We start from the raw sequence: 26,300 nt of genomic DNA, 5'->3' as shown, positions 1-26,300 counted from the left end.
CATGCAAAAGCCGTCTATCCCTAAAGGAACAAGAGATTTTTCGCCAGAAGAAATGGCGAAGCGTAATTATATATTCAATACTATCCGCGAAGTATATCATCTGTACGGATTTCAGCAGATCGAAACGCCGGCTATGGAAAACCTGTCTACGCTGATGGGCAAGTATGGAGAAGAAGGCGATAAGTTGCTTTTCAAAATATTAAATTCCGGCGATTGCTTTTCCGGAATAACGGATGAAGAACTGTCGGAGCGCAATGCCGTAAGATTCGGAATGAAAGCTTGCGAGAAGGGTTTGCGTTATGACCTGACGGTTCCTTTTGCCCGTTATGTGGTACAGCACCGTAATGATATCGCTTTCCCATTCAAGCGTTACCAGATACAGCCGGTATGGCGTGCCGATCGTCCGCAGAAAGGTCGTTACCGTGAGTTTTACCAATGTGATGGAGATGTGGTAGGTTCCGATTCGTTGGTAAATGAAGTCGAGCTGATCCAGATTATGGATGAGGTATTCCGCCGTTTCGGAATCCGTGTCTGTATCAAGATGAACAACCGTAAGATTCTTTCCGGCATTGCCGAAATAATCGGTGAAGCCGATAAGATTGTCGATATTACGGTTGCTATAGATAAACTGGACAAGATCGGTCTGGATAATGTAAATGATGAATTGCGTTCTAAAGAATTGTCTGAAGGTGCGATAGCCCGTTTGCAGCCGATCATTATGCTGAAAGGTACGAATCGTGAAAAGCTGGCTATTTTGAAAAAGGAACTGGCAGCATCGGAAATAGCGATGAAAGGTATTGCCGAGATGGAATTTATCCTGGACCGCATCGAGAAGTTAGAGCTGACAGCTGATTTGGAACTGGACCTGACGTTGGCACGCGGTCTGAACTACTATACGGGTGCTATCTTCGAAGTGAAAGCGTTGGATGTCCAGATCGGAAGTATCACGGGGGGGGGACGCTATGACAATTTGACCGGTGTGTTTGGTATGGACGGTATGTCAGGTGTCGGAATTTCCTTCGGTGCCGATCGTATTTTCGATGTTCTAAACCAGTTGGAACTTTATCCGGTTGATTCTTTGAAGACCACGCAACTGTTGTTCGTGAATTTCGGCGAGAAGGAAGAAAACTATTTGTTGCCTCTGATCTCGAAAGTGCGTGCTGCCGGTATCCGTACGGAGTTGTATCCTGAATCAGCCAAAATGAAGAAGCAGATGGGATATGCCGATACGAAAAAGATCCCGTTTGTGGCGATTGTCGGTGAAAACGAAATAAATGAAGGCAAGATCAATCTGAAAAACATGTTGACAGGCGAACAGTCTCTTGTCACATTAGAAGAACTGATCGAAAGATTCTAGCTGCAATTTCAATTTTGTGCCTTTAGGTACACCCGTTTCTACTATAAATAGACTGATAATTGAACTTCCCCATTCATTTTCTTGTTGTAATGGGGAAGTTTTTTTGTAACAGGATGGTCATCCTGTCAGATATATTTGCATTGTCTGTCTTTCTAAAATGCAAAATTGTCAGTCTTTTTCCTGACAACAGTTTTGGCACAGTATTCGCATAGACGTTTATGTGCGATAAGAAAGCACAAGATTAACGTAATATTATTAACAACTAAAAAATATACAACGATGAACATTAGACCATTAGCAGACAGAGTGCTGATTAAGCCTGCTGCAGCAGAAGAAAAGACACTTGGCGGAATCATTATTCCCGATTCAGCAAAAGAAAAACCTTTAAAAGGTGAAGTTGTCGCCGTAGGTAACGGAACAAAGGATGAAGAAATGGTTGTAAAGAATGGCGACACTGTACTGTACGGCAAGTATGCAGGTACGGAAATCGAACTGGACGGTGAAAAATATCTTATCATGCGTCAGTCTGATATTTTGGCTATTATCTAAACAATTGACAATTGATAGTGGATAATTGACAATTAAGAAATATTTATACATTTATATAAAACGATAGAAATCATGGCAAAAGAAATTAAATACGATATGGATGCCCGCGACCTTCTGAAGAAAGGTGTGGATGAATTGGCTAACGCAGTAAAAGTAACACTGGGTCCGAAGGGACGTAATGTGATCATCGAAAAGAAATTCGGTGCTCCGCACATTACAAAAGACGGTGTAACGGTAGCTAAAGAAGTTGAAGTTGCTTGCCCGTTTGAAAACATGGGTGCTCAGTTGGTTAAGGAAGTCGCTTCCAAGACTAACGACAATGCCGGTGACGGTACGACAACTGCAACAGTTCTGGCACAGTCTATTATCGGTGTCGGTCTGAAGAATGTAACGGCGGGTGCCAACCCTATGGACTTGAAACGTGGTATCGACAAAGCGGTGGCTAAAGTCGTAGAAAGCATCGCTGCCCAGTCTGAAGCTGTTGGTGACCAGTTCGAAAAGATCGAGCATGTTGCCAAGATTTCTGCTAACGGTGACGAAGCTATCGGTAAACTGATCGCTGAAGCTATGCAGAGAGTAAAAACTGAAGGTGTTATCACTGTAGAAGAAGCTAAAGGCACGGAAACAACAGTAGACGTGGTAGAAGGTATGCAGTTCGACCGTGGTTATATCTCTCCGTATTTTGTAACCAACACGGAAAAGATGGAATGCGAGATGGAAAATCCGTATATCCTGATCTACGACAAGAAGATCTCTGTATTGAAAGATTTGCTGCCTATTCTTGAACCGGCAGTTCAGAGCGGTCGTCCTCTGTTGATCATCGCTGAAGATATCGATAGCGAAGCATTGGCAACTTTGGTTGTAAACCGTCTGCGTGGTTCTTTGAAGATCTGTGCTGTCAAGGCTCCGGGCTTCGGTGATCGTCGTAAAGCTATGCTGGAAGATATCGCTGTCCTGACAGGTGGCGTTGTGATCTCCGAAGAAAAAGGCTTAAAGCTGGAAGGTGCTACTATGGATATGCTGGGTACGGCTGAAAAGGTTACGGTAGACAAAGACACGACTACTATCGTAAACGGAGCAGGCGATAAGGATGCTATCCAGGCTCGTATCGGCCAGATCAAGACTCAGATCGAAAATACGACTTCCGACTACGATAAAGAAAAACTGCAGGAACGTCTGGCTAAGATGGCCGGTGGTGTTGCCGTATTGTATGTAGGTGCTCCTTCTGAAGTTGAAATGAAAGAAAAGAAAGACCGTGTTGACGATGCTCTGCATGCAACTCGCGCCGCTATCGAAGAAGGTACGGTTCCTGGTGGTGGTGTTGCTTATATCCGTGCTATCGAAGCACTGGAAGGTCTGAAGGGTGAAAACGAAGACGAAACAACCGGTATCGAAATCGTTAAACGTGCTATTGAAGAACCGTTGCGCCAGATCGTTGCTAACGCAGGTAAAGAAGGTGCGGTAGTTGTTCAGAAAGTAAAAGAAGGTAAGGGTGACTTTGGTTACAATGCCCGTACAGACAAGTATGAAAACTTGTGTGCAGCCGGTGTAATCGACCCTGCTAAGGTAACACGTGTAGCTTTGGAAAATGCCGCTTCTATTGCTGGTATGTTCCTGACTACGGAATGTGTGATCGCTGAAAAGAAAGAAGAAGCTCCGGCAGCTCCTGCCATGAACCCGGGTATGGGTGGCATGGGCGGTATGATGTAATTCTTCCCATAAGCATAAAATCTGAAACGGCTGCTTCCCGAAAGGGAGGTGGCCGTTTTTTTATTTAAAAAGTATGGTTACAGTTTGGCAGTTTCAAAAAAGTTGCTACCTTTGCAACCGCAATCAAGAGAGATTGATTCACTGAAAAGTGCTGAATTGCCCAGGTGGCGGAATTGGTAGACGCGCACGTTTCAGGTGCGTGTGTCGAGAGGCATGCAGGTTCGAGTCCTGTTCTGGGCACTTCAAAGCGGATGACTTATATGGTTGTCCGCTTTTTTTATATTCCCTTATGAGGTTCGATTAAACTTTGAACCATTATTTCCGTCTCTTATAGAAGGGGAACGGAAGGAGATAATGATTATTTTCTTATATTTACCCCAAATTAGTGAGTAGGAATGCAACAATATATAGAGGAAGAGATAATAAAACAATTACGTGATCCGGCGCATCAACGTGATGCCTTCGCGCAGGTTGTCAATTTCTACGGGGAGAAGTTGTATTGGCAGATACGAAAGATGGTGTTGGACCATGACGATGCCAACGACTTATTGCAGAATACATTCCTGAAAGCCTGGATGAATATCGACTATTTTCGGGGAGAGGCGAAGTTGTCGACTTGGTTGTATAAGATTGCGATAAACGAATGTATAACCTTTCTGAACCGCCAGCGTGTGCAGAACAATGTCTCGATTGACGATACGGACGTGTTTTTGCTGGAGCGCCTGAAAGGAGACGAATATTTCGACGGGGATGCCGCACAGATGAAACTGCAGAAAGCCATCCTGACATTGCCGGAGAAACAGCGTGCCGTTTTTAATATGAAATATTTTGACGATATGAAATATGAAGATATGTCTGAGATTTTCGGAACTTCCGTAGGCGCTTTAAAAGCTTCCTATCATCATGCGGTGAAGAAAGTAGAGGAGTTTTTAACAAAAGACATTTAAACCTTTCGTGTTACCATTTGTCAAAAGAACATAAAAGAGAGATGATATGAAAACAGAACAAAACAATCTGGACCGTCTTAAAGGGAAAAATCCTTTTACTGTACCTGAGGGGTATATGGAGGGATTGACGGCAAACATTATGAGTCAGCTTCCCGAAAGAGAGCCTGAAGAGGAGGTGAAAAAGGTTTCCTTGATGGATCGTGTTCGTCCCTGGTTATATATGGCAGCCGTTTTTGCCGGATTGGGGTTGTTTTTTAAAGTTTTGGTCGGATCCGAAGATAAAGCGGCGAAAACCGACTCGCTACTCGTAAAAACAGAAGTGTCTCCAGCCTCAGTTTCTGCTTTGCAAGCGGCCGAGGATGAAGAATACTTGGAGTACCTGGAAGAGCAATATGCCGGTTATATATTGGCAGAAGAAATAGGGGAAACCGAATAAATTGAAAAAAAATAAAGTTTGACAAAATATTTTTGAAAGAATGCTTGTATGAATAAAATATTTTTTATTACATTTGTGGCGTGTTCAGTTGTGTTCTCATTCAGTGCTCACGCTCAAAGTGGGAAACAGCATCGCAATTTTGATAGAGAAGCGTTCTTTGCTAAGAAGAATGCTTTTATTACGGCAGAGATGGGGTTAACCCCGGAAGAGGCAGCATCATTTATACCTCTTTGTAACGAACTGCAAGAAAAGATGTTTGAGGCCGGTCGTGAATGTCGTAAACTATCCAAAGATTTAAAGCATAATGAAAATGCAACCGATGCTGATTACCTGAAGGTGATTGATGAGTGTGTGAGCGTGAACATGAGGCAGGCACAGTTGGAAAAGGAGTATTATGAAAAGTTTAAAAAGATATTGTCTCCAAAGAAACTTTATAGATATAAACGTGCGGAAGGAAAGTTTGCGCGGGAATTTATGAGAGGAGGAGACGATAGAAAAGAAGAGAATAGAAAGAAATAAAATATTATCATTATTTGTGTTTTTTGTTTAGATTTAGTTTTGGCGTTTAAGTTAAGGGAGGGGTGGCGACGTGATGTCGGTTCCCCTTTTGTTTTTATAGCCCTTTCGCTTTTGCTTCGTTCCAGATCCGGTCCATTTCTTCCAAAGACATATCCTTTAATGACTTGCCTTCTTTGATAGTATGCTCTTCCAAATAGTTGAAACGGCGGGTGAATTTCTGGTTTGTGCGTTCCAAGGCATTGTCCGGATTGATCTTATAAAGGCGGGCTGCGTTGATCAGACTGAAGAACAGGTCTCCGAACTCTGCTTCCATCTTATCTGCATCCATCTTGTCGATTTCAGTCTTCAGTTCGGTAAACTCTTCGTGCACCTTATCCCAGACCTGGTCGCGTTGTTCCCAGTCGAAACCCACGTTGCGGGCTTTGTCCTGGATGCGGTGAGCTTTGACTACGGAAGGAAGTGAAGTGGGGACACCTTCGAGAACTGTCTTGTTGCCGCCTTTTTCCTTTAGTTTGAGTTGTTCCCAGCTCTGTTCAACCTTGCCGGCTGTTTCGGCCTGAGCGTTTCCGAAGACATGCGGATGGCGGTAGATCAGTTTCTGGCAAAGGCTGTCGCACACGTCTTTGATGTCGAACACCGCTTTTTCTTCACCGATCTTGGCATAGAAGACAATGTGCAGGAGCAGGTCGCCCAATTCTTTTTTGATGTTATTGTTGTCATCTTTCATGATGGCATCGCATAATTCGTAAGTCTCTTCGATCGTATTCGTGCGAAGACTTTCGTTCGTTTGCTTACGGTCCCACGGACATTTCACACGAAGCTCGTCCAGAATGTCGAGCAGCTGTCCGAAGGCTTCCATCTTTTCTTGTTTTGTTGCCATTTTTAGTTGTTTGGTTGGAGAGGAAGGAGGTGTGTCAAATTTCATCTTTCTCTTGCCGGGAGATGAATTCCCCGGCAAGAGATTGAATTCTCTATCTTTTAACACACAGCCTATAAGATGTTATTTATTCTTTTCTTGTTCTTTAAATACCTTCAGCCCGTTTTCCAGGAATTTGATATAGTCGGGGACACTTTCGTTAAATGCATACGACGGGCCGAGCGGTTTGCCTTCGGCATTCAGCAGAATGTAAAACGGTTGGGCGTTTGCACCGAACTTACTACGCTGCAAGTAACTCCATTTGTCGCCGATTGTTTTCAATTTGCGAGTCTTGCCATGCTCTTCGATTGTGATCGGCTGCGGCAGCTTCGTCTTATCATCGACCATCAAGGTGATCAAGACATAATCATTTTCCAATATCTGTTTCACTTTCGGGTCGGTCCAAACGGATGCTTCCATCTTGCGGCAGTTCACGCAACCGAAACCGGAGAAATCGATCATGACCGGCTTGTTCACCTTCTTGGCATAAGCCATACCGGTTTCGTAATCGTCAAAAGCAGCATGCACTTCACTGTTGTACAGGTTGAAATCCTGAGTGTACAAGGGAGGAGCGAAAGCACTGATCGCTTTTAGAGGAGCCCCCCAAAGGCCCGGAACCATATAAACGGCAAAAGAGAAAGAAATGATCGCCATGAACAGGCGCGGCACGGATACGTACGGAAGGTCGCTGTCGTGGCTGAACTTGATCTTACCCAACAGGTAACAACCCAACAGGATAAAGATCACGATCCAAAGCACGATAAACACTTCGCGGTCCAGCAAGCGCCATCCGTAAGCCAGGTCGGCAACCGAAAGGAACTTCAGCGCCAGTGCCAGTTCAAGGAAGCCTAACACCACCTTGACGGAGTTCAGCCAGCCTCCGGATTTCGGCATGCTTTGCAGCATGTTCGGGAAGATGGCGAAAAGGCTGAACGGAATAGACAATGCCAAAGCGAAACCGAACATGCCGATGGCCGGTCCTACCGCCGTTCCCATCGAAGCAGCCTGTACCAGCAAAGTCCCGATAATCGGACCTGTGCAAGAGAAGGAAACCAACACCAACGTGAACGACATGAAGAAAATACTGATAATGCCCGTCGTCGAATCCGCCTTCGTGTCCAGTTTATTCGTCCAGGAGGAGGGTAATACCATTTCGAACGCTCCGAAGAAAGAGATGGCAAAGACTACTAACAACAAGAAGAATATGATATTGAAGATCGCATTCGTCGACAGGTCGTTCAGCGCACTTGCCCCGAATATACCCGTAATCAGCAATCCCATCACCAGATAAATCACAATGATTGAAAGTCCGTACGTCATCGCATCTCGTATCGCCTTCTTGCGGTCCTTCGTCCGTTTGAGGAAGAAGCTGACCGTCATCGGGATCATCGGCCATACGCAAGGTGTCAGCAAGGCGATCAATCCACCCAGGAAACCGGCGAAGAAGATGAACAACCAAGATGTGTCGGTTGCTGAAACCGTCGTGTCGCCGAATGCCTTCAACTGGTCGATGACAGGAGTCCAGAGGGCTGCGTCGTCGGTCAGCTCGTTGGAGGCGCGGACTGGCCTGTTCTCTGCTTTGTCCTTGTTGGTAACAGGGGCGGGAGCCTTCAGCTCGGCCACTTCTTCCACCACTTTTTCAGTATCCGGCTGCACGGCTGTCACATCGTCTTGTTCGACTTCCGGTTTTTCGACCACTGTTTCGGCGGCGGCTGTCATCTTTATATTCTTTTTGTCGAACGAAAAACTGACGCGATTGGGGGGCAGACAAGTCTCGTCGTTGCAAGCCATAAATTCCACTTCACCTTCGGCTTTGAACTTGGCTGGGTCGGTCACTTTGAACTTTTGGGTGAACGAAACGGTCCCTGGATACCAACGCAGGTTCATGGCGAACAGTTCGTCGTATACGGTGGTCGGTTTGACAGATGAAGTCGGTTTGCCGATCAGCTCGGCTCCTTTCAGTGTCTCGAATGTGAACGAAGTGGAGACAGGGCCTCCTTCCGGCAAGTCCTGGTCATACAAATGCCAGCCTTTATCGGCAGTAGCGGTAAAAACGATCTCTTTCTCTGCGGAGCCGGAGTCGTTCAGTTGTATCTTCCATTTTACAGGCTGGAGAATCTGTGCCTGTACGGTCAGTGCGACAAGCACCAACATCAAGGTACTAAAGAGCTTCTTCATATTATTTTTACTATTTTTGTTATTTAGCTAAAGAGGTAAATTTGTCAGGAATGCGTGTTTCGAAATGCATCTCTTCGCCAGTTACCGGATGAATGAAGTTGAGCCGTCGGGCGTGAAGCATCAGCCGTCCGGTAGGATCTGTCTCCGCACCATACTTGTAATCGCCGGCGATGGAGTGTCCGATTGATTGCATCTGTGCGCGTATCTGGTTCTTGCGTCCTGTCTCCAGGTCGAGTTCCAACAGCGAGTAAGCTCCGTTGCTGTGCAGCAGGCGGTAGCGGGTGATCGCCTCTTTCCCGTCTCCTTCGGCTGTCACATACACCTGCATCTTTGCATTTTCGGTCAGGTTGGAGACGATCAGGTCGGAATCTTTCTCAGGGCGTCCTTCCACTACGGCCACGTATGTGCGTGCCGTGATGGCAGAGTTCCAGTTCGATTGCAATGCCTTTTGCACTTGCAGATTCTTGGCGAACATCATCAGCCCCGAAGTGTCGCGGTCCAAGCGATGGAGCACGAATATCTTGTTACGTGGATCTGTCTTCTTGACATATTCGCTGAGCAGATGAAGAGCTGTCCGTTCCTTCACGCGCGTGCTGGAAACCGAAAGTAAGCCTTCTTTCTTGTTTACGACTATCAGGTCGTCGTCTTCCCAAACAATTGTGAGCAGTGGATTGTTGAACTCGACTTTTCCCCGTTCGTAGCTGATTAACACCTCGTCGCCCGGTGTGAGCGGCGTGTTGAACTGGGAGGTTACCGTGCCATTGACTGAAATCTGTCCGTGGGCGAGTAGTGCCTTGACTGAACTTTTACTTTGTTCGTTTAAAAGACCGAACAGGAAAGGAAGTAACGTATTCTCTTCTTTCACTGTAACTTTACGTCCTCGAGGGGCTCTGGATCTATCTGTGCCTCTGTATTCTGAGCGTCTTGCCATATTCCTAATTATATATAGTTTACAAAGATACAGGCTTTTGGTCAATGCTGCAAGGAGATGCGGACAAATAAAATAAATCGGCTGTTACTGTTTTTCTTTGTATTTATTTAGGAATTCCCTCTCTGTTATCAGTAAGTATGTGGCTTTTCTGTCATGCATATTGGCTATGGTGACCAAAGTTTAATTGGGAAGCCCATTTACGATAGTAGTAATAGACCAACTGCCACCTGGAAAAGTCTAGGGGAAGCATCCACCATTGACAACCGGTCTTAACTAAGTAAAATATGGCGTTCCAAATCAGTCGCGAATCATATTTCCTCTTTCTTGCAGGTTCAACACTTTTGTTATATATTGCACTCGGTTTCCGTTAAATCAGTTTGATACATTTTTTTTAAGTTTGGTCACTTAAAAAAAGAAATAATCCGGCTAATACGGAAACTTCTTTAGAAAAAGATTTCAATCATTTTTAAACAGGCTCTAAATTTAAGCCATGAAATAGAGATACCATGAATTGGAGTAGAAAAATGCTGAAGTCCGTTTGTGTTCTTCTTTTAGGAACAGCCCTATTGTCTTGTTCGGATCAGAAAGAAATCCAAATCACCGGAACCGTGCGGAACTTGAACGGTGGAATGATCGTTTACCAGCAATCTATCGCAGGCATGATGAATACGAAAACGATCGATACGTTACAAATCCAAAGCGATAGTACATTTACATTGACGTTACCGGTTGAAGATTATGAACGGGTGAATTTCATTTTGTATGGAAAAGCGGTATTGGGTTCGGTTATATCGAAAGGAGGAAAAATACAATTGGATGTAGATGCAACGGCTCAAGAACCTTTGGCTATCCAGGGAGTGGATGAGAAGGCGGTAGCCGTTTCCCGATTGCTCAATCGACTGAATGCCGCTGTATGGGATTTGCGTGCCCGCCGTGGCGACCGTTGGCAGATTGCTAAAGATACTGTAGCAACATCTGTAGCCCAAAAACTGAAAGATGATGCAGTCTCTCTGGAATCGCAATTGACGGGTTTGGATGAAGACTTACAGGAAAAAGCCCGGCAAGATATACGGATGCAGTTGTTGCTGGCTTTTCAGAACCAGACGATGGGTGCATTTTATCAAGCATCGGAAGCGACAAGGCAGAATTGGTTTGTCGAGTTGGATCAGATGACGGCCTTTTGTATCCCGGATAATCCGAACAGTACTTTCAGTCCGGCCTTTTATGATGTGGTCTCCAATGAAATTGGTATCCGATATTATATGCGTCAGGAATCTATTCCGGAAGGTGTAGAAAAAGGTATCGGTTTGATGTATTACGATTTTGAACATCGTTTACAGGGCAAGGCACAAGAGGCAGCCATGGCCCAGCTTTTCCTGGAAGATCAGGAAAGGCAGATGAACGATCCGAAGATGCCGGTTTATGCCGAACGTTTCCTGCAATTATATCCGGAAACTACCTGGCAACCGCTGGTGCAGGAAGCAATGGAAAAGAACCGGGCATTTAACCAAACCCGGATTCTGGAAGATCTTCATTTCCCAGATGTCTCACAAGCGAAAACTTTCCAGGATATTATCGCACCGTATAAAGGGAAAGTTATCTTTATGGACATTTGGGCAACGTGGTGTGGTCCTTGCCGTGATTCCTTTGCTTTTGTAAAGCCGTTGCAGGAATATGCTCAGGAAAAAGATATTGTTTTGCTGTATCTCTCGATTGATAATCCGGAAGCTGAAGAGAAATGGAAGAAGATGGCTGCTCATTATGATCTGAAAGGGGAACATATTCGCATTCAAGAGGCTTTCAAGCAGGAAATTTATGATACGTTTGGTTCGAATGGAGCCTTGTATATTCCACATTGCGTAATCATTGGTAAAGATGGAAAGATACGTCAGAAAGTAGCGGCTTCGCCGGAGAAGATGGAAGAACTGAAGAAACAATTGGAAGAAGCGATTAAATAAACGACGATGTCTTTATGTAAGTTTATAAGACGAGGTATCGGATTGCTGGGCTTTCTTTGGTTTGTTTCGGTTTACGCATATCCGATTCCGGACAGTATTGCTGTCCGCTTACAGGGTTTTGTCTCTGCCTTAGAACAGTTTGGAAAGGCTTTGCCTCAGGAAAAGGTATATCTGCATTTTGATAATACCAGCTATTATCAGGGCGATCAGATTTGGTTTCAGTGTTATGTCGTGACTTCCGAATTCAATCGGCCTACAGCGTGGAGCAAGACGTTGTATGTGGAATTACTGAATCCTGGAGGTGAGATTGTCTCCCGACAGATTTTACCAATCCGCAACGGTCATTGCCAGGGGAATTTTACGTTGACGCACTTACCTTTCTATTCCGGTTTTTATGAGGTACGTGCTTATACCAAATATATGTTGAACTTTGGAGAGGCAACAGTCTTCTCACGTATTTTCCCGGTGTTCGACAAACCGGATTCAGAAGGCGATTATACCCAAAAAGAAATTTGCCGACATCCGGGAAAGTATCCGCAGAAAAGGGAAAAGACCAGGAAAGAAAAGAAACTGAATCTCCGCTTTTATCCTGAGGGCGGAACGTTGATTCGCGATGTCCCGGTGCGGGTTGCCTTTGAAGCGACCGATGCTTTCGGTAATCCGGTGGATGTCTCCGGTTGTATCCTGAATAAGGAAAAAGAGGTCGTTTCGACATTCCGGACAAGTCACGAAGGAAAAGGTGTTTTTACCTATGTGGCTGATACGGAAGAAGTAAAGGCAGAAGTTGTTTGGCGAGACAAGAAATATCGCTTTTCTTTACCGGAAGCAGAGGAACAGGGATTCGCTTTTTCGGTTGACAATCTAAGTATCCCGGATAGTTTGGCTATTACGGTACAGAAGAATCATTTTACGGCGGCTCAGGTATTGGGAGTAGCGGTTATGAGCCGAGGTAAATTATATAATTTCTGTATGCTGACGGTCAAGAGGAATCAGCCCTTCTCTTTTCGACTGGATAAGAAGAATTTACCGGTAGGTGTGTCTCAACTGGTCTTGTTTGATAAAGCCGGACAGGTTTTGGCTGACCGGTTGGTTTTTGTTGGAAAGCCGGATACCTTGTCGTTGGCTGTTCGGACGGATAAAGAACAGTATCTTCCGTATGATTCAATAGGTATTTCTTTCGAAGTGAATGATCCGCAAGGACAGCCGGCACAAACGCTCTTGTCGGTGTCGGTCCGGGATGGCCGGGAAGAAGTGGAAAGCAGGCATTCGATGTTGACGGATCTGTTGCTGATGTCGGAAATCAAAGGGTATGTACGCCGTCCTTCCTGGTATTTTGAGTCGGATGATACGTTGCATCGTCGGGCTTTGGATGAATTGTTGATGGTGCAAGGCTGGAGGCGTTATGAATGGAAGCATTGGGCCGGTGTGGAACCTTTTGAACTGAAGTATCTGCCGGAGCAGGGAATCGAACTGCACGGCCAGGTAGTTTCAATGGTTCGTAGTAAGCCGCGTCCGGATGTGCAAGTAACTTCTTTTCTGACGAAGCGAGGCGAGGAAGACAATCCGACGGATCAGAATACATCCTGCTTCGATGTTTTTACTACGGATAGTTCAGGACGGTTTTCTTTTATTTCTCAGGTGGAAGGAAAATGGAATCTGATTCTATCTGTTTCCGAAAAGGGGAAGAAGAAAGATCATCGGATTGTTCTGGACCGGGTGTTTCATCCGGAGCCTCGGAGATATCCAATGGCAGAATTGCAGGTGCATATTTCAGGCGATGAAAAGGTCTCTTTGCCCGATACACAGCTGAATGATACGGTATTTATGCAAGAAAACATGGAGCAGTTATTCAAGGCGTATGAAGATTCTCTGCGAAAACTGGGAATGGACGAAAAGATTCATCGGATCGATGAAGTGGTGGTTAAGGCCAAGAAACTAGATAAAGCTGCCGAAGTTTATAAAACCCGGACCAAGTCGATCGCTTATTATGATGTCGCTTCCGAAATGGACGATATTCAGGACCGTAATGGTTTTATCGGCGATGATATTCATGAACTGATGATTAATATGAATTCTGAGTTCTATCGGGAGCATAGTCCAGGCGGGCAGGAATATCTTTTTTATAAAGGGCGAATGGTCCTTTTTGCGATCAATTACGAACGTACCTACCACAATGAAATGGATTATAATAAGTACCGCTTACTTCCTTTAGAGGCGATTAAATCCGTTTATATCAGTGAAGACTTTGGAACGATCTGCCGGTATGCCGATCCGCGTTTTACACCGATCAATATCGATAAATTATATCGGTGTGTTGTCTTGATCGAAACTTATCCAGAAGATCAGATCTCTGTGAAAGGTGGAAAAGGCGTACGCAAAACCTGGCTGGAAGGATATAGTGAAGTGAAAGACTTCTATCAGCCCGATTATCGCGTATTGCCGAAAGAAAATGATTATCGTCGTACCCTTTATTGGAATCCGGCATTGTCAACGGATGAACAGGGAAAGGCTTATATTTGTTTTTACAACAACAGTCGTTGTAAATATCCCCGGATTACGGTTGAAACTCTGACGGAAGATGGAAAAATCGGAGTTTTCCGGCAGTGATTATTTGATACACTTCTGAAACATTGTTCCCCATCTCTGCAAGTCACTCGATTATTTTATGCAAAAACGGCTGTAAAATAGGTAAAACCGGGCGGTTTTCATTGTCCGGCACGGTACTTTAGTTGCCGGACATCCCCATGTTGCCCCCTTTTACACCCGGGTGTACTGGCTCTCTACACCCGGATGTAAAGGATGGCAACATGGGGGTGTTTACGGAATGATGTACTTGTCTTTGCTAAAAAAAGAGATAGCTTTTGTGGAATGAAGAACCGTATTCCGCCAATTTAATACCTGTTATATTCGTTTTTACATTTATTTATTCGATTATTTTATATGCTTTTTCAAAAGTAATAGAAGACAATATGTTGGTTCTCAATTGTATGATAAAAACGACATGCCTCAGAAGTGATAGAGGAGTGATAGAAGAAAACGTCCTGTATCACTGCCTCTGACACTTGAATATTAATAGCTACAACCTTCGTAGTGATAGAGTGATAGAGGATTTGCAGAAAACTTGGTTCTTCGTCACTTTCGGGGCAGGTCATGTGTTAAAGCTAGTTTATGCATAGCAAGGTAATGCTTGCCCTGTTGAACATTTCAGATCTCAAAGGTCAGTTCATCTACATGCTTGAGGATACTTTTTTGCTGTGGTTCCGAATTTTGGTGCAGCTGCCCTGATAAAATTTAGCTCTTATATGCTTATCTATATTATTTTTGTACTTTTGCATCTTAAAATAGCGGACTTCTTTTGTCTGTGCCGAACATAGATATAATTATAACGAAACAATATGGAAATTGCAAGTAAGTACAACCCCGTAGAAGTAGAGGGTAAGTGGTATCAGTATTGGTTGGATAACGGCTTTTTCAAGTCGAAACCCGATGGTCGTGAGCCGTATACGATTGTTATTCCGCCCCCAAACGTCACAGGCGTGCTTCATATGGGACACATGCTTAACAATACCATTCAGGATATTCTGATCCGTCGTGCCCGTATGCAGGGGAAGAACGCTTGTTGGGTGCCGGGAACGGACCATGCTTCCATTGCAACCGAAGCGAAAGTCGTGAATCGCCTTGCACAGCAGGGAATTAAGAAGACTGACCTGACGCGTGAAGATTTCTTGAAACATGCTTGGGAATGGAAGGAAGAACACGGAGGCATCATCCTTAAGCAGTTGCGTAAGCTGGGGGCGTCCTGTGATTGGGACCGTACGGCTTTCACGATGGACGAATTGCGTTCCGAAAGTGTGATCAAGGTTTTTGTCGATCTCTATAATAAAGGACTGATATATCGTGGTGTCCGTATGGTGAACTGGGATCCGAAAGCGCTGACTGCCCTGTCCGACGAAGAGGTTATATATAAGGAAGAGCACAGCAAACTGTATTACCTCCGCTACAAGGTGGAAGGTGATCCGGAAGGCCGTTATGCGATTGTCGCAACAACCCGTCCCGAAACAATCATGGGGGATACGGCCATGTGTATCAATCCGAACGACCCGAAGAACACTTGGTTGAAAGGGAAGAAAGTGATTGTTCCGTTGGTAAACCGTGTGATTCCTGTGATCGAGGACGATTATGTGGATATCGAGTTCGGTACAGGTTGTCTGAAGGTAACTCCGGCACACGATGTGAACGACTATATGTTGGGCGAAAAATATAATTTGCCTTCTATCGATATATTCAATGATAACGGTACGATCAGCGAGGCTGGCGGTTTGTATGTCGGTATGGACCGTTTCGATGTTCGTAAGCAGATCGAAAAAGACCTGGAGGCTGCCGGCTTGATGGAAAAGGTGGAAGCTTATGAAAATAAAGTCGGTTTCTCCGAACGCACCAATGTGCCTATCGAACCGAAGTTGTCTATGCAATGGTTCTTGAAGATGGAACATCTCGCACAGATCGCTTTGGAACCGGTGATGAAGGACGACATCAAGTTCTATCCTCCGAAGTTTAAGAATACCTATCGTCATTGGATGGAAAACATCAAGGACTGGTGTATCAGCCGTCAGTTGTGGTGGGGACACCGTATTCCGGCTTATTTCCTGCCCGAAGGGGGGTATGTTGTAGCCGAAACGGCAGAGAAAGCTTTAGAAATAGCAAAAGAAAAGACAGGTAACGCTTCTTTGACGATGGCTGATCTACGTCAGGACGAGGATGTGCTGGATACCTGGTTCTCTTCCTGGTTATGGCCGATCTCTCTGTTTAATGGTATCAACGATCCGGACAACCAGGAGATTAACTACTACTATCCGACGAGCGACTTGGTGACAGGACCGGATATTATTTTCTTCTGGGTAGCCCGTATGATTATGGCCGGTTACGAATATCGGGGTAAGATGCCGTTCAAGAATGTTTATTTTACCGGTATCGTACGTGACAAACTGGGTCGTAAGATGTCCAAGTCATTGGGAAATTCTCCCGACCCGCTGCAGCTTATCGAGCAATACGGTGCTGACGGTGTGCGTATGGGATTGATGATGGCGGCGCCTGCCGGAAACGACATTCCTTTTGACGATGCGTTGTGCGAGCAGGGACGTAATTTTAACAATAAGATATGGAATGCTTTCCGTCTGATTAAAGGATGGACGGTTGATTCAACTATCGAACAGCCCGAAGCGGCAGCCACAGCTGTCAAATGGTTTAAGATGCAACTGGACAAGACGATCGCTGAAATGGACGATCTGTTCGGCAAATACCGCTTGAGTGAAGCAATGATGGCTGTTTACAAACTCTTTTGGGATGAGTTCTCTTCTTGGTACTTAGAAATGGTTAAGCCGGGTTATCAACAGCCTGTTGATAAGTCAACTTACTTATCGACACTTGGCTTCTTCGATGCCCTGCTTCGCCTGCTTCATCCGTTTATGCCCTTTATTACAGAGGAGTTGTGGCAAGCGTTGGAGCCGCGTAAGGAAGGCGAGAGCTTGATGGTCGCACTGATACCGGAGGTTGCTCCTGTTGATAACTTATATCTGGAAGATTTCGAAATTGCAAAAGAAATTGTGGGTGGAGTGCGTACGATACGTCTTCAGAAAAATATACCGAATAAGGAAGCATTGGAATTGCAGGTATTGGGTGAACACAACGATCACTTCAACGCCGTAATTGCCAAAATGTGTAATTTGTCGTCTATCATCCGTACGGAAGAAAAAACGGCCGGTTCTGCTTCCTTCCTGGTGCGTACGACGGAATATGCTGTCCCATTGGGTAATATGATCAACGTGGAGGAGGAACTGGCTAAGCTTCAGGATGAACTGAAATACCAGCAAGGCTTCCTGGCTTCTGTCATGAAAAAGTTAAGCAACGAAAGTTTTGTAAGCAAGGCTCCGGCCAAAGTCATTGAAATGGAACGTAAGAAACAGGCCGATGCAGAAAGTAAAATCAAGTCTATCGAAGAAAGCATCGCGGCTTTGAAGAAGTAGGTTTCAGAAATATAACCAGATGAAGTATTTCTTCTGGTTGGCCTTATGTTATTGACGCAAACTACTGTCTTGTTGAATGCAAACAATGAGACAGATAGTTTGCGTTCTGTTTTAATGGCTCTTCCTGCCGGAGAAAAGATGGAGGAAGCGGTTGGGGGAGTTGACTTTGCGACGATATGAATTAATTATTGCAAAGTATTCTATTTTCTTTCCAAATGTTATCGTGCACACTAAAAAAAGATTATATTTGCTGTCATAATATACAAGCACATAATTTTAATTTAATATCATGGAGAAATCAAGAAGATCTTTTTTTAAGAAAGGGCTGGCAGGAGCTATCCTGTTGGGTACGGCAAGCGTAGCAAAGGCCGGATTGCCCGATCCCGTGAAGCCTAAGGCAGCTAAGGCCGTAAATCCTTTTCATTTGGGTATGGCCGGGTATACATTTGTAAACTTTGACTTGGAAACTACGTTAAAAACTTTGCAGCGTCTGGATATTCATTATCTTTGTATCAAGGATTTTCACCTGCCGTTGGATAGCAATGACGATCAAATCAAGGCTTTCCATGACAAATGCGCTTCTTATGGTGTGACTGGATATGCTGTCGGTCCTATCTATATGAAGAGCGAGGCTGAAATAGATCGTGGTTTTGAATATGCGAAACGAGTAGGCGTGAAAACGATTGTCGGCGTACCGAATTACGAACTTTTGCCCTATGTGGACAAGAAAGTGAAAGAGTACGACTTCAATTATGCGATCCATTTGCACGGACCCGATATCAAGACTTATCCGGATGCAACGGACGTTTGGGAACATACGAAAGATTTGGACCCGCGTATCGGTATGTGTCTGGATGTTGGTCACGATCTTCGTAACGGTTGTGATCCTGTTGCCGACTTGAAGAAATATCATACCCGTGTGTTCGATATGCACATTAAGGATGTGACGGATTCTTCAAAGGCTGGACGCGGCATTGAGATCGGGCGCGGAAAGATCGATTTCCCCGCATTGATTCGTATGATGCGCGAGGTGAACTATACAGGAATGTGCAGTCTTGAGTTCGAAAAGGACATGAAAGATCCTTTCCTCGGTATCGCAGAGTCTATCGGCTATTTCAAGGCCGTTAGTGATATGGCATGATAAGAATTATGATTTATGATTTGTGATTTATGATTTATGAAGCACAAGTTGTGAAGCATAATTCATAAATTATAAATCATAAATGTAAAGATGAGAACAACGTTGTATCTATTGATGGCCTGCCTGTTTTCGGCGTGCAACACCATTGAATATATTGGAATAGAAACTTATAATCCGGCCGAGATTACTTTCCCGAAGAATGTCGACAAGGTTTTGATTGTTAATAACGCCGTTCCCCAGCCCGACGATGTCGGCTATACCTATAATTTATATGGAACTGTGCAGGACACGGCCCGTGCCCATGCGGATAGTGCTTTGTATGATGCCTGCCATTCCTTAGGCAAATCGATTGTGGATGTCTCTTTCTTCAATGATGTTCTTCTCTATCATGATGGCACTCGTCAGGATACAAAATATTTGGTGGATGAAAAGTTGACACCCGAAACGGTGAAAGAATTGTGCCGGGAGACAGGGACGGATGCTGTTATTTCGCTCGATCGCCTGTTGTTCCGGATGGAAAAGGATGTTGTCGCTTTTGCCGAAGGCTTTGTCGTGGGAGGAGTCGATATCGAGATTACTGGGGTCGTCCGTGGTTATCTTCCCGGACGGGATAATCCGTTGGCTACTGTTTACGTGCAGGATAGTGTTTTCTGGTCTGAAAGTGCGGATAATATGGAGTTGTTGAAACTTTATTTACCGTCGCCGGATGAAGCTTTACGGGCTGCTGGGCAGTATATTGGTAGGAAGGTTACTCCGAACTTTGTTCCTCATTGGGATAATGAAAGCCGTTGGTTCTATAAAGGTGAAGGGGCGCGTTGGAAAGAAGCGACCGCCTATGCCTTGTCTGACAAATGGGAGGAAGCGGCTTCACGTTGGAAGCATGTGTATGAAAATTCTTCACGTTGGAAAGAGCGGGCAAAGGCTGCATCGAACTTGGCTTTGTTTTATGAAATGAAGACTCAGTTGAAGGATGCCTATGACTGGGCTGCTAAATCTTACGAGATTTTTAATAATAAAAAGGGCGAAGATTATAATTACACGAAAATGCAACGGCTGTATGTAGAGGCTCTTGGCAAGCGTATCCGTTCAGATCAGAAACTAAATAAGCAATTTGGAGAATAATAATCTTATATTCTCTGAATTATTATTACTTTTGGCAGACGTTTCGAATAAAGAATAAATAACTAAGATATGAGTGCAAATAATGCAAAGGTTCAGGCTGTCATAGAAACGACTTTCAATTCGGCCATCAATAAGCTTGCTGCGAATGAAGCTGGCAACTGTTACAGCGATTTATATGTGCAGGTAGATGCTGAAAGTGGTGAATTGCTTATTTATGATGAAGAGGATGTGCTGGTTGAGAAGACAATCATTTTCGATTGGGTGAATACGGCATGTGATGATGATCAATTTACTCAACAGGTTGCTGCAACTTTGAAAGCTGTGCTTGCCGTTCTGGTTACAAAAAAAGTTTTTGATAACCCTTGTTTTCTGAAACCGTTCTCGGTAAGCCTGACTGACGAGGATTTCTCTGTCATTGAGGAACTTCTGTTCTTGGACGATGAAAATCTTCGTTTGGATGATCCTCTTTTAAAAGATTTGGATGCAGATTTGGATGATTTTTTAGCAAAACTTCTTTCAGATGTCAAATAAACATATTATATTTGCGCCCGCATTCAGGAAGTAAATGTTGCCGAAATAGCTCAGCTGGTAGAGCAACGCATTCGTAATGCGTAGGTCGCCGGTTCAAGTCCGGCTTTCGGCTCACAAAATCAAGCAGTTATCTTTTTAGGTAACTGCTTTTTTTATGGTGTTTTCTGTGGTTTTCGTGGTTTGTTTAAACCGATGTTTAAACCAGCGTTTAAACCATGAGTACAACAGTCAATGTCGTATGTTACAAATCTAAAGTGTTGAAAAACAATGAATCACCTTTGATGATTCGTGTTTGTAAGGATCGGAAAATGAAATATCAAAGTCTTGGTATTTCCATATTGCCTAAATATTGGGACTTTAAAGCCAACAAACCAACTTCTAAATGTCCAAATAAGGAGTATATAGAGAGGTTAATAGCAGAGAAAGTAAAAGTCTATACAGATAAGGTTATAGAGTTTAAATCACAGGAAAAAGAATTTACTGCGACTTCTTTAATGGAGAAGGTGAACAAACCAGTAAAGCGTAAAACTGTACAAGAGGTCTTTAACCAGTATATTCAAGAACTTGAATCAGCAAATCGTTTACGTTATGCGGATATATATAAATGTACTATGCATTCTCTTATAAAATTCAACAAGCATTTGGATATTCCTTTTTCTGATATGGATACAATTTGGTTAAAGCGTTATGAGGTGTGGTTGCAAAGTCAAGGATTGGCTATAAACACATTGGGAACACGCTTTAGGCATTTACGGGTGATTTATAATTTTGCGATAGAGGAGAAGATCGTTAAATCAGAATATTATCCTTTTAATTCGTTTAAAGTCTCTAAATTAAGCCAAACTACAGCCAAACGTTCAATACAGAAGGATGAGATCTTATCTGTGCTAAACTATCAAGGGCAAACACCTTTGGAATGTTTAGCTATAGACTTGTTTACTTTTTCATATCTGGCAGCAGGTATTAACTTTGGAGACATTGCTCGTCTGACAAAAGATAATATCTTGGAAAATAGATTAATCTATATCAGAAAGAAAACTCAAAAGCAGATAAAGGTTTCATTGCAGGAACAGGCTATTAAATTGATTCAGAAATACTCAATGCCAGATAATCCCTATTTATTTCCTATTTTATCCAGTTTTCATAAGACGGAACAGCAGAAAGTAAATAGGATTCATAAGATTATAGCGAAAGTGAATAAGTCTTTGAAAGAAATAGGAGAAAGGTTGAATATTCCTATTGATTTGACAACATACGTCGCACGTCATAGTTTCGCCACAGTCTTAAAGAGATCAGGTGTCAATACCTCTTTAATCTGTGAGGCTTTGGGACACAGTTCAGAGAGAGTAACCCAAATCTATCTGGACAGCTTCGGTAATGACCAGATGGAAGACGCAATGAAAAACCTACTCTAAACCCAAGAATCCTGTTTCCAGAAATGGAGACGGGATTCTTTTTATCCTTTATCTTTGCACAATCACCATTTAAAAGAAGAATCTCATGTTTACACTTCCAGACAAATTACCCCATGACGATCAACTTCCTGCATTGGAGTATGTCTTTCATTTGGCGACATTAATCGAACCTTTTGAGGATTTCTACGGATCGCCATTATTGGAGCGGTATATCTCACGTTACAATACTTCTGCAACCAAAAGCGGATTGAAGAAGTTGGATAAATTGAAAGCAAGACTGAATGAATTTTTATCCCGTGAAGAATTTGGAGAGACACTAACTTTCTTTGAACTGGACATTGAGAAATTCTGGCATTTATTATTATTCGTATATGATTTCTCTTATAATCAATGCACGGATGGGATCAAACATATATCCTCATTAACAACCTTACAAACCATCATTGACAAAATAACGGAAAATACAGAAATTCACCCGTTGCAATCTCCCACTTTCAAAGAAGAGACAAAGATCACATTCTGCATTGGAAAGAAGAAATATACCATTGAGGATTGTCCTACCATACTTCGTATATGTTCAAGGCTCAAAGAAGATGTTGACATCTCTGACGATTGGAACTGGCAAAACATAAAATCCTATATGAAGTCTGAAACCTCTGAGTCCACTTCCGTATTGGCTTATGCCTTCTACCTTCATTTTATCACTTTCTTCAACTCTTATCAGTCCATCATTTCCAAACGGAAGATAAAAGATTCACCATCTAAGAGAGAAAAGCAACTGATTGGCGATTTAATTTTCTTCACTGGAATTATCCAAAATGAAAGCATATCAACCGATCCTGACTACTTGAAAACGCTGATAAAGAGATACAAAGACTACCAACTGCCAAACGGAACTTTCACATACTGACTAAGGGGAACAAATTTGTCCCCTTTTTTTGTTCCTACCCCACCCTACAAAATACCCGCACCTTTGCAGTGTAATCAACAACGAGAGGCCTCAAGTTCACGATTGCGATTTTAAAGTTTAACAATTAAAAAATAAAAAAATGAAGACAGTAAAAGAAATTCAAGCAGAAGTAAAAAGAGAAGAAAGCGTATTGAACCAGTTGGAAAAAAGAGGCGCAGCCTCTTCTGTTATCGAAGCACAGAAAGAAGCAGTTAAAGCCGCAAAAAAGAAACTTGAGGCAGCCTTAAACACTCCTACTGAAAAAGCAATTCAATCAACAGCAACAACAGGCTTTGTAACATTCAATGTCGTAAAAGATGGCGAGACAATAAAAGAATCCAAAAAAATTGCATTTGTAAAACACAACAGACCTATTGACACAAAGCGAGTTGACAAATACATTTATATCATCACTCAAAACAAATACGAAGAAGCATATCCTATCATTGTGGCAGAAGCAGAAAAAATCCTTGAAAAAGAATACACAGTTATTGATATCAATGGAAAAACAATCGATAAAACAACAGCTACAGATTATTATGTAATTCTTGACGGACAGCATAGAGGTACTGCATTCGCCAAATTGGCAGCAGCAGGTGAAGAAGTTGAAATTCCTAACGTTTATATCCGCAATAAAGAAAATATTGGGGAATATTTGACTGATATTAATGAAGCAGCAAAAAGTTGGGATAATAAGGATAAATTTGCCGTTGCAGGATTAACCACCGAAAACGAAGCAATCAAAACAATCTCTGAAAAGATCGGGGAAGGCTTCAATCCCTCAACCGCAGCCTTAATCTATTTGGGAAAGAAATTAAACGCCTCTCTTCTGAATAAGGCATTAAAAGGTGAAGAGATCAAATTACCCAAAGGCGCAATATTTAACAAAGAACGTGGGGATAAGTTCATTATATTATGCAAAGCCGCCGGAATGAGTGTTGAAATAATTACAAGACGTTACTACATTGAAGGATTCAACTCATTCGCTATCTCTACAAATGAGGACAAAGCCTTTGGTGCCCTGAAAGAGATCGGAAGACAGACTGATTCAATGGCCAAGATCAAGAATGTAAAAGAAGGTGACGACTTTATCGCTCTTTTAAAAGATGTTGCCTGACAAACAAGTACCGAACAGGGGTTTAAGTAACAGATAACCCCTGTCTCCTTTCAAGAGTAAAACCATTTAAAGGAAGAATCACTAAATTAAATTGGCAGTTTCTCTTTTAAATGGTTTAACTTCCCTTCAATTAAAAAATGACACTTTATATATATTTGAAGTTTAATTCCTTATAGCTTGCCACTTCTGCATATTACTCCTACCTCAAAACTACCAAGTTTTTGAGTTCAGATATTCATTAAGTCTGTAAATTTGTATCAGAGGACAAGTTTTTAAAATGGACAACAATATAACGATATGAAGATGGATTTTGAGACACAGGACGGCTTTCTGGTAATGAATGATCTACCACATGATTGTATTTTCAATAAAGTCAAAACAGGCTGTGGGGCAACGACAATCGCAATAAAGAATGCTGAAAATTATGTGATAGCAGTTCCTACAACTGAAATCATAGAGAATAAATGCTACCCTATTGAACAATCGGATAAATGGAGTGCGCAAAGCAAAAAGGCAGGATTAAGCCCTGTCAGGAATTTATTCGGTTTATATGGTAATTTTACGAAAGCACTCAAAGACAAACTGAAAGAATATCTCAAAGGAGAAGGAACAAAGAAGATCATTTGTACTTATAACAAGATACCAAAGTTAATTGAGCTTATCAATCCCAAAGACTTCCATTTATTGGTGGACGAATATCACCATTTCTTAAAATCATATTTATTTAGGGATAAGGCGATAAATGGAGTATTGGAGCATTTTAGAGACTTCAAATCCTTTTGTTTCATGTCTGCGACTCCCATTCCAGAAGATTTTCAACCCGTTGAATTTGAGGATATAGAATACAAAGAAGTTGATTGGAAAGATGTTGAAACAATACAGGTTCTTCCCTACCACACAAATAAGCCATATATGATTGTTACGAAAATCATTAAAGCATATCAAGAAAATGGCTTTATTGAGGTGGACGGTCAAAAATCGAAAGAAGCCTACTTCTTTGTCAATAGCGTAACGGAAATCAAAAAAATATTGACACAGGCTGAATTGAAAGATGATGATTGCAGGATTATATGTGCCAAAAATGGGACAAACGAAAAGACATTGGGAACGGATTATCATATTTCCAGTTCTACAGACCAATCGAAGAAGTTTAATTTTATCACTTCCAAATCTTTTGAAGGTGTGGATTATTTCTCTGAAACAGGTTTATGCTTTATCGTCAGTAACTCATACAGTACTCACACCTTATTAAGCATTGAAATGGATATTCCGCAAATCGCAGGAAGAATACGAACCAAAGAGAATCCTTTTAGAAACAAACTGGTACACATCTTTAATACACGTTCGATTGATACTTATGATACTTACAAACAAATGGAGAGAGATTTGGAAAGACAATTACAATATGCAAAGGAGAGAGTTCAAATATATGCTCACTTATCAAAAGGAGCAAAAGAGCAACAACGAAAAGAAATAGAAAAATCCGCTTCGTATATCAAATATGACAAAAAAACAGATTCGTTCACAGTCAACGACATGCTGATAAAAATACAATTATATAATCATAAAATCATGTACTGTATTTATAAATCTGGTTATGCCTTGAAAAAAGAATATGAGCGCAGTGGTATGAAAGCAAATGCCGTAAAATGGGAAACCGTATCTGCTGATTATATTGATAAAGCCATATGTACCTCCACATTCAGGGAATGTTTAAAACGGTATATCGAATTGAAAGAAAAAAATCTTTTATTTGGAGAAATTGATGAGATTGAATCCAGATACCCGTTTCTACGAGAAGCAATCGTAAAATTAGGAATACCCACTTTGAAACGTCAAAGAAGCATTAAAGCCATCAAAGTCCTTTTGGAGAATCAATAGGGCAATCTTGTTTCTCATACTTAAACCATTTAAAGTTGAAATATCGTCCCAATTCGGAGTGTTCTTCTTTAAATGGTTTTATTGTATACAAACACAAAATGGATGCCTTGATTTCTCAAAGCACCCATTACACACAATTTATATATGAGCCGAATTTAATCGGTGAAGAATCTCCTTCTGAATCATAACAAAGTTACTCATTCTGAGAATCAAGAAAAAATAAATCATCTTCAAACCAAATTACAGAGATAAAGCATACCTCAACTTTGAAAAAGCACTATGGATCAAATTCTCATGTATGAAACGAGAGCTTAACCGCACTTATCTTAAAGTCCCCCCTCAGTAGGTGATAGAGAAGTGAAAAATATGCAAGTGATCTACCTCTGAATCTCTTTTTCGAAAACGGATAAATGCCTATCGAACCTTGGAAACAAGGGAAAGAGATTTTTAACGGACAGAGATTCAACAACAGACTGCGGTATTTACTCCTCTTCTCTTTTATATGGTGTAACCCTCAACACTACGAAGGATTAAAACCAAGCCGATACACAGGAATTATCAACAAAAATCAAATTTATATCATTATGGAAAGTCAGTACAAGGTATGTGAAGTGAAACTC

At 42.4% G+C, this 26,300-nt stretch carries 21 protein-coding genes and 2 tRNA genes; 19 read left to right on the top strand and 4 right to left on the bottom strand.

Annotation, left to right across the window (positions count from 1 at the left end):
* Position 1: 1 nt before the first annotated feature.
* The 7 genes from hisS to BHV83_RS17450 all read left to right on the top strand — a co-directional run bounded on the left by hisS (position 2) and on the right by BHV83_RS17450 (position 5,518).
* Positions 2 to 1,357, top strand: a complete 1,356-nt coding sequence (gene hisS / locus BHV83_RS17480) for a histidine--tRNA ligase (RefSeq protein ID WP_046452408.1) — start codon at positions 2 to 4, stop codon at positions 1,355 to 1,357.
* Positions 1,358 to 1,636: 279 nt separating this feature from the next.
* Positions 1,637 to 1,906, top strand: a complete 270-nt coding sequence (locus BHV83_RS17475) for a co-chaperone GroES (protein WP_005636683.1) — start codon at positions 1,637 to 1,639, stop codon at positions 1,904 to 1,906.
* Positions 1,907 to 1,978: 72 nt separating this feature from the next.
* On the top strand, positions 1,979 to 3,616 hold the full coding sequence (gene groL / locus BHV83_RS17470; RefSeq protein ID WP_005636680.1) for a chaperonin GroEL: 1,638 nt from the start codon (positions 1,979 to 1,981) through the stop codon (positions 3,614 to 3,616).
* A gap of 158 nt (positions 3,617 to 3,774) precedes the next feature.
* Positions 3,775 to 3,856: transfer RNA gene (locus BHV83_RS17465), tRNA-Leu, on the top strand.
* A 155-nt stretch (positions 3,857 to 4,011) separates the two neighbouring features.
* Positions 4,012 to 4,563 (top strand): RNA polymerase sigma factor, encoded by a 552-nt coding sequence (locus tag BHV83_RS17460; RefSeq protein ID WP_005636677.1) that lies wholly within the window; start codon positions 4,012 to 4,014, stop codon positions 4,561 to 4,563.
* Positions 4,564 to 4,609: 46 nt separating this feature from the next.
* Positions 4,610 to 4,999, top strand: a complete 390-nt coding sequence (locus BHV83_RS17455) for a hypothetical protein (RefSeq protein ID WP_005636675.1) — start codon at positions 4,610 to 4,612, stop codon at positions 4,997 to 4,999.
* Between the two features lie 48 nt (positions 5,000 to 5,047).
* A complete protein-coding gene (locus BHV83_RS17450) occupies positions 5,048 to 5,518 on the top strand; it encodes a hypothetical protein (protein WP_005636674.1) in 471 nt (156 codons plus the stop codon).
* Between the two features lie 94 nt (positions 5,519 to 5,612).
* On the opposite strand, the gene mazG is transcribed toward BHV83_RS17450, so the two are convergent.
* From mazG to BHV83_RS17430, 4 genes are all read right to left on the bottom strand, one after another.
* Positions 5,613 to 6,398 (bottom strand): nucleoside triphosphate pyrophosphohydrolase, encoded by a 786-nt coding sequence (gene mazG, locus BHV83_RS17445; protein ID WP_122205130.1) that lies wholly within the window; start codon positions 6,396 to 6,398, stop codon positions 5,613 to 5,615.
* A gap of 120 nt (positions 6,399 to 6,518) precedes the next feature.
* A complete protein-coding gene (locus BHV83_RS17440; RefSeq protein WP_286757820.1) occupies positions 6,519 to 8,612 on the bottom strand; it encodes a protein-disulfide reductase DsbD family protein in 2,094 nt (697 codons plus the stop codon).
* Between the two features lie 19 nt (positions 8,613 to 8,631).
* Positions 8,632 to 9,543 carry an RluA family pseudouridine synthase gene (locus tag BHV83_RS17435; RefSeq protein ID WP_005646045.1) on the bottom strand — a complete coding sequence of 304 codons (912 nt, stop codon included), beginning with the start codon at positions 9,541 to 9,543 and terminating at the stop codon, positions 8,632 to 8,634.
* Between the two features lie 151 nt (positions 9,544 to 9,694).
* On the bottom strand, positions 9,695 to 9,829 hold the full coding sequence (locus BHV83_RS17430) for a transposase (protein ID WP_371746049.1): 135 nt from the start codon (positions 9,827 to 9,829) through the stop codon (positions 9,695 to 9,697).
* Between the two features lie 220 nt (positions 9,830 to 10,049).
* Here BHV83_RS17430 and BHV83_RS17425 point away from each other — a divergent pair, with 220 nt between their 5' ends.
* The 12 genes from BHV83_RS17425 to BHV83_RS17370 all read left to right on the top strand — a co-directional run bounded on the left by BHV83_RS17425 (position 10,050) and on the right by BHV83_RS17370 (position 25,680).
* Complete coding sequence (locus tag BHV83_RS17425; protein ID WP_195422072.1) at positions 10,050 to 11,501, top strand: TlpA disulfide reductase family protein; 1,452 nt, start codon at positions 10,050 to 10,052, stop codon at positions 11,499 to 11,501.
* Positions 11,502 to 11,507: 6 nt separating this feature from the next.
* Complete coding sequence (locus tag BHV83_RS17420; protein ID WP_046452404.1) at positions 11,508 to 14,108, top strand: hypothetical protein; 2,601 nt, start codon at positions 11,508 to 11,510, stop codon at positions 14,106 to 14,108.
* Between the two features lie 788 nt (positions 14,109 to 14,896).
* On the top strand, positions 14,897 to 17,524 hold the full coding sequence (locus BHV83_RS17415) for a valine--tRNA ligase (protein ID WP_046452403.1): 2,628 nt from the start codon (positions 14,897 to 14,899) through the stop codon (positions 17,522 to 17,524).
* Positions 17,525 to 17,569: 45 nt separating this feature from the next.
* Positions 17,570 to 17,704, top strand: a complete 135-nt coding sequence (locus BHV83_RS17410) for a hypothetical protein (RefSeq protein ID WP_005640655.1) — start codon at positions 17,570 to 17,572, stop codon at positions 17,702 to 17,704.
* A 109-nt stretch (positions 17,705 to 17,813) separates the two neighbouring features.
* Positions 17,814 to 18,665 carry a sugar phosphate isomerase/epimerase family protein gene (locus BHV83_RS17405; protein ID WP_005640657.1) on the top strand — a complete coding sequence of 284 codons (852 nt, stop codon included), beginning with the start codon at positions 17,814 to 17,816 and terminating at the stop codon, positions 18,663 to 18,665.
* 90 nt (positions 18,666 to 18,755) lie between these two features.
* Positions 18,756 to 19,787, top strand: a complete 1,032-nt coding sequence (locus BHV83_RS17400) for a DUF6340 family protein (protein ID WP_005650872.1) — start codon at positions 18,756 to 18,758, stop codon at positions 19,785 to 19,787.
* Between the two features lie 69 nt (positions 19,788 to 19,856).
* Positions 19,857 to 20,318, top strand: coding sequence for a hypothetical protein (locus tag BHV83_RS17395; RefSeq protein ID WP_005640660.1), 462 nt, complete (start codon positions 19,857 to 19,859; stop codon positions 20,316 to 20,318).
* Positions 20,319 to 20,357: 39 nt separating this feature from the next.
* Positions 20,358 to 20,430: transfer RNA gene (locus BHV83_RS17390), tRNA-Thr, on the top strand.
* 103 nt (positions 20,431 to 20,533) lie between these two features.
* Positions 20,534 to 21,733, top strand: a complete 1,200-nt coding sequence (locus BHV83_RS17385) for a site-specific integrase (protein ID WP_286757818.1) — start codon at positions 20,534 to 20,536, stop codon at positions 21,731 to 21,733.
* Positions 21,734 to 21,818: 85 nt separating this feature from the next.
* Entirely contained in the window at positions 21,819 to 22,643 is an 825-nt protein-coding gene (locus BHV83_RS17380) for a hypothetical protein (RefSeq protein ID WP_122205880.1), read from the top strand.
* A gap of 139 nt (positions 22,644 to 22,782) precedes the next feature.
* Positions 22,783 to 23,799, top strand: a complete 1,017-nt coding sequence (locus tag BHV83_RS17375) for a ParB N-terminal domain-containing protein (RefSeq protein WP_286757817.1) — start codon at positions 22,783 to 22,785, stop codon at positions 23,797 to 23,799.
* 303 nt (positions 23,800 to 24,102) lie between these two features.
* The gene (locus tag BHV83_RS17370) at positions 24,103 to 25,680 is read left to right on the top strand and encodes a DEAD/DEAH box helicase (protein WP_259324923.1); all 1,578 of its coding nucleotides are present in this window, start codon (positions 24,103 to 24,105) and stop codon (positions 25,678 to 25,680) included.
* The last annotated feature ends 620 nt before the right edge of the window (positions 25,681 to 26,300 follow it).

Source organism: Parabacteroides sp. merdae-related_45_40 (genome assembly GCF_001915675.1).
This window is presented reverse-complemented; position numbering and strand designations above follow the sequence as displayed.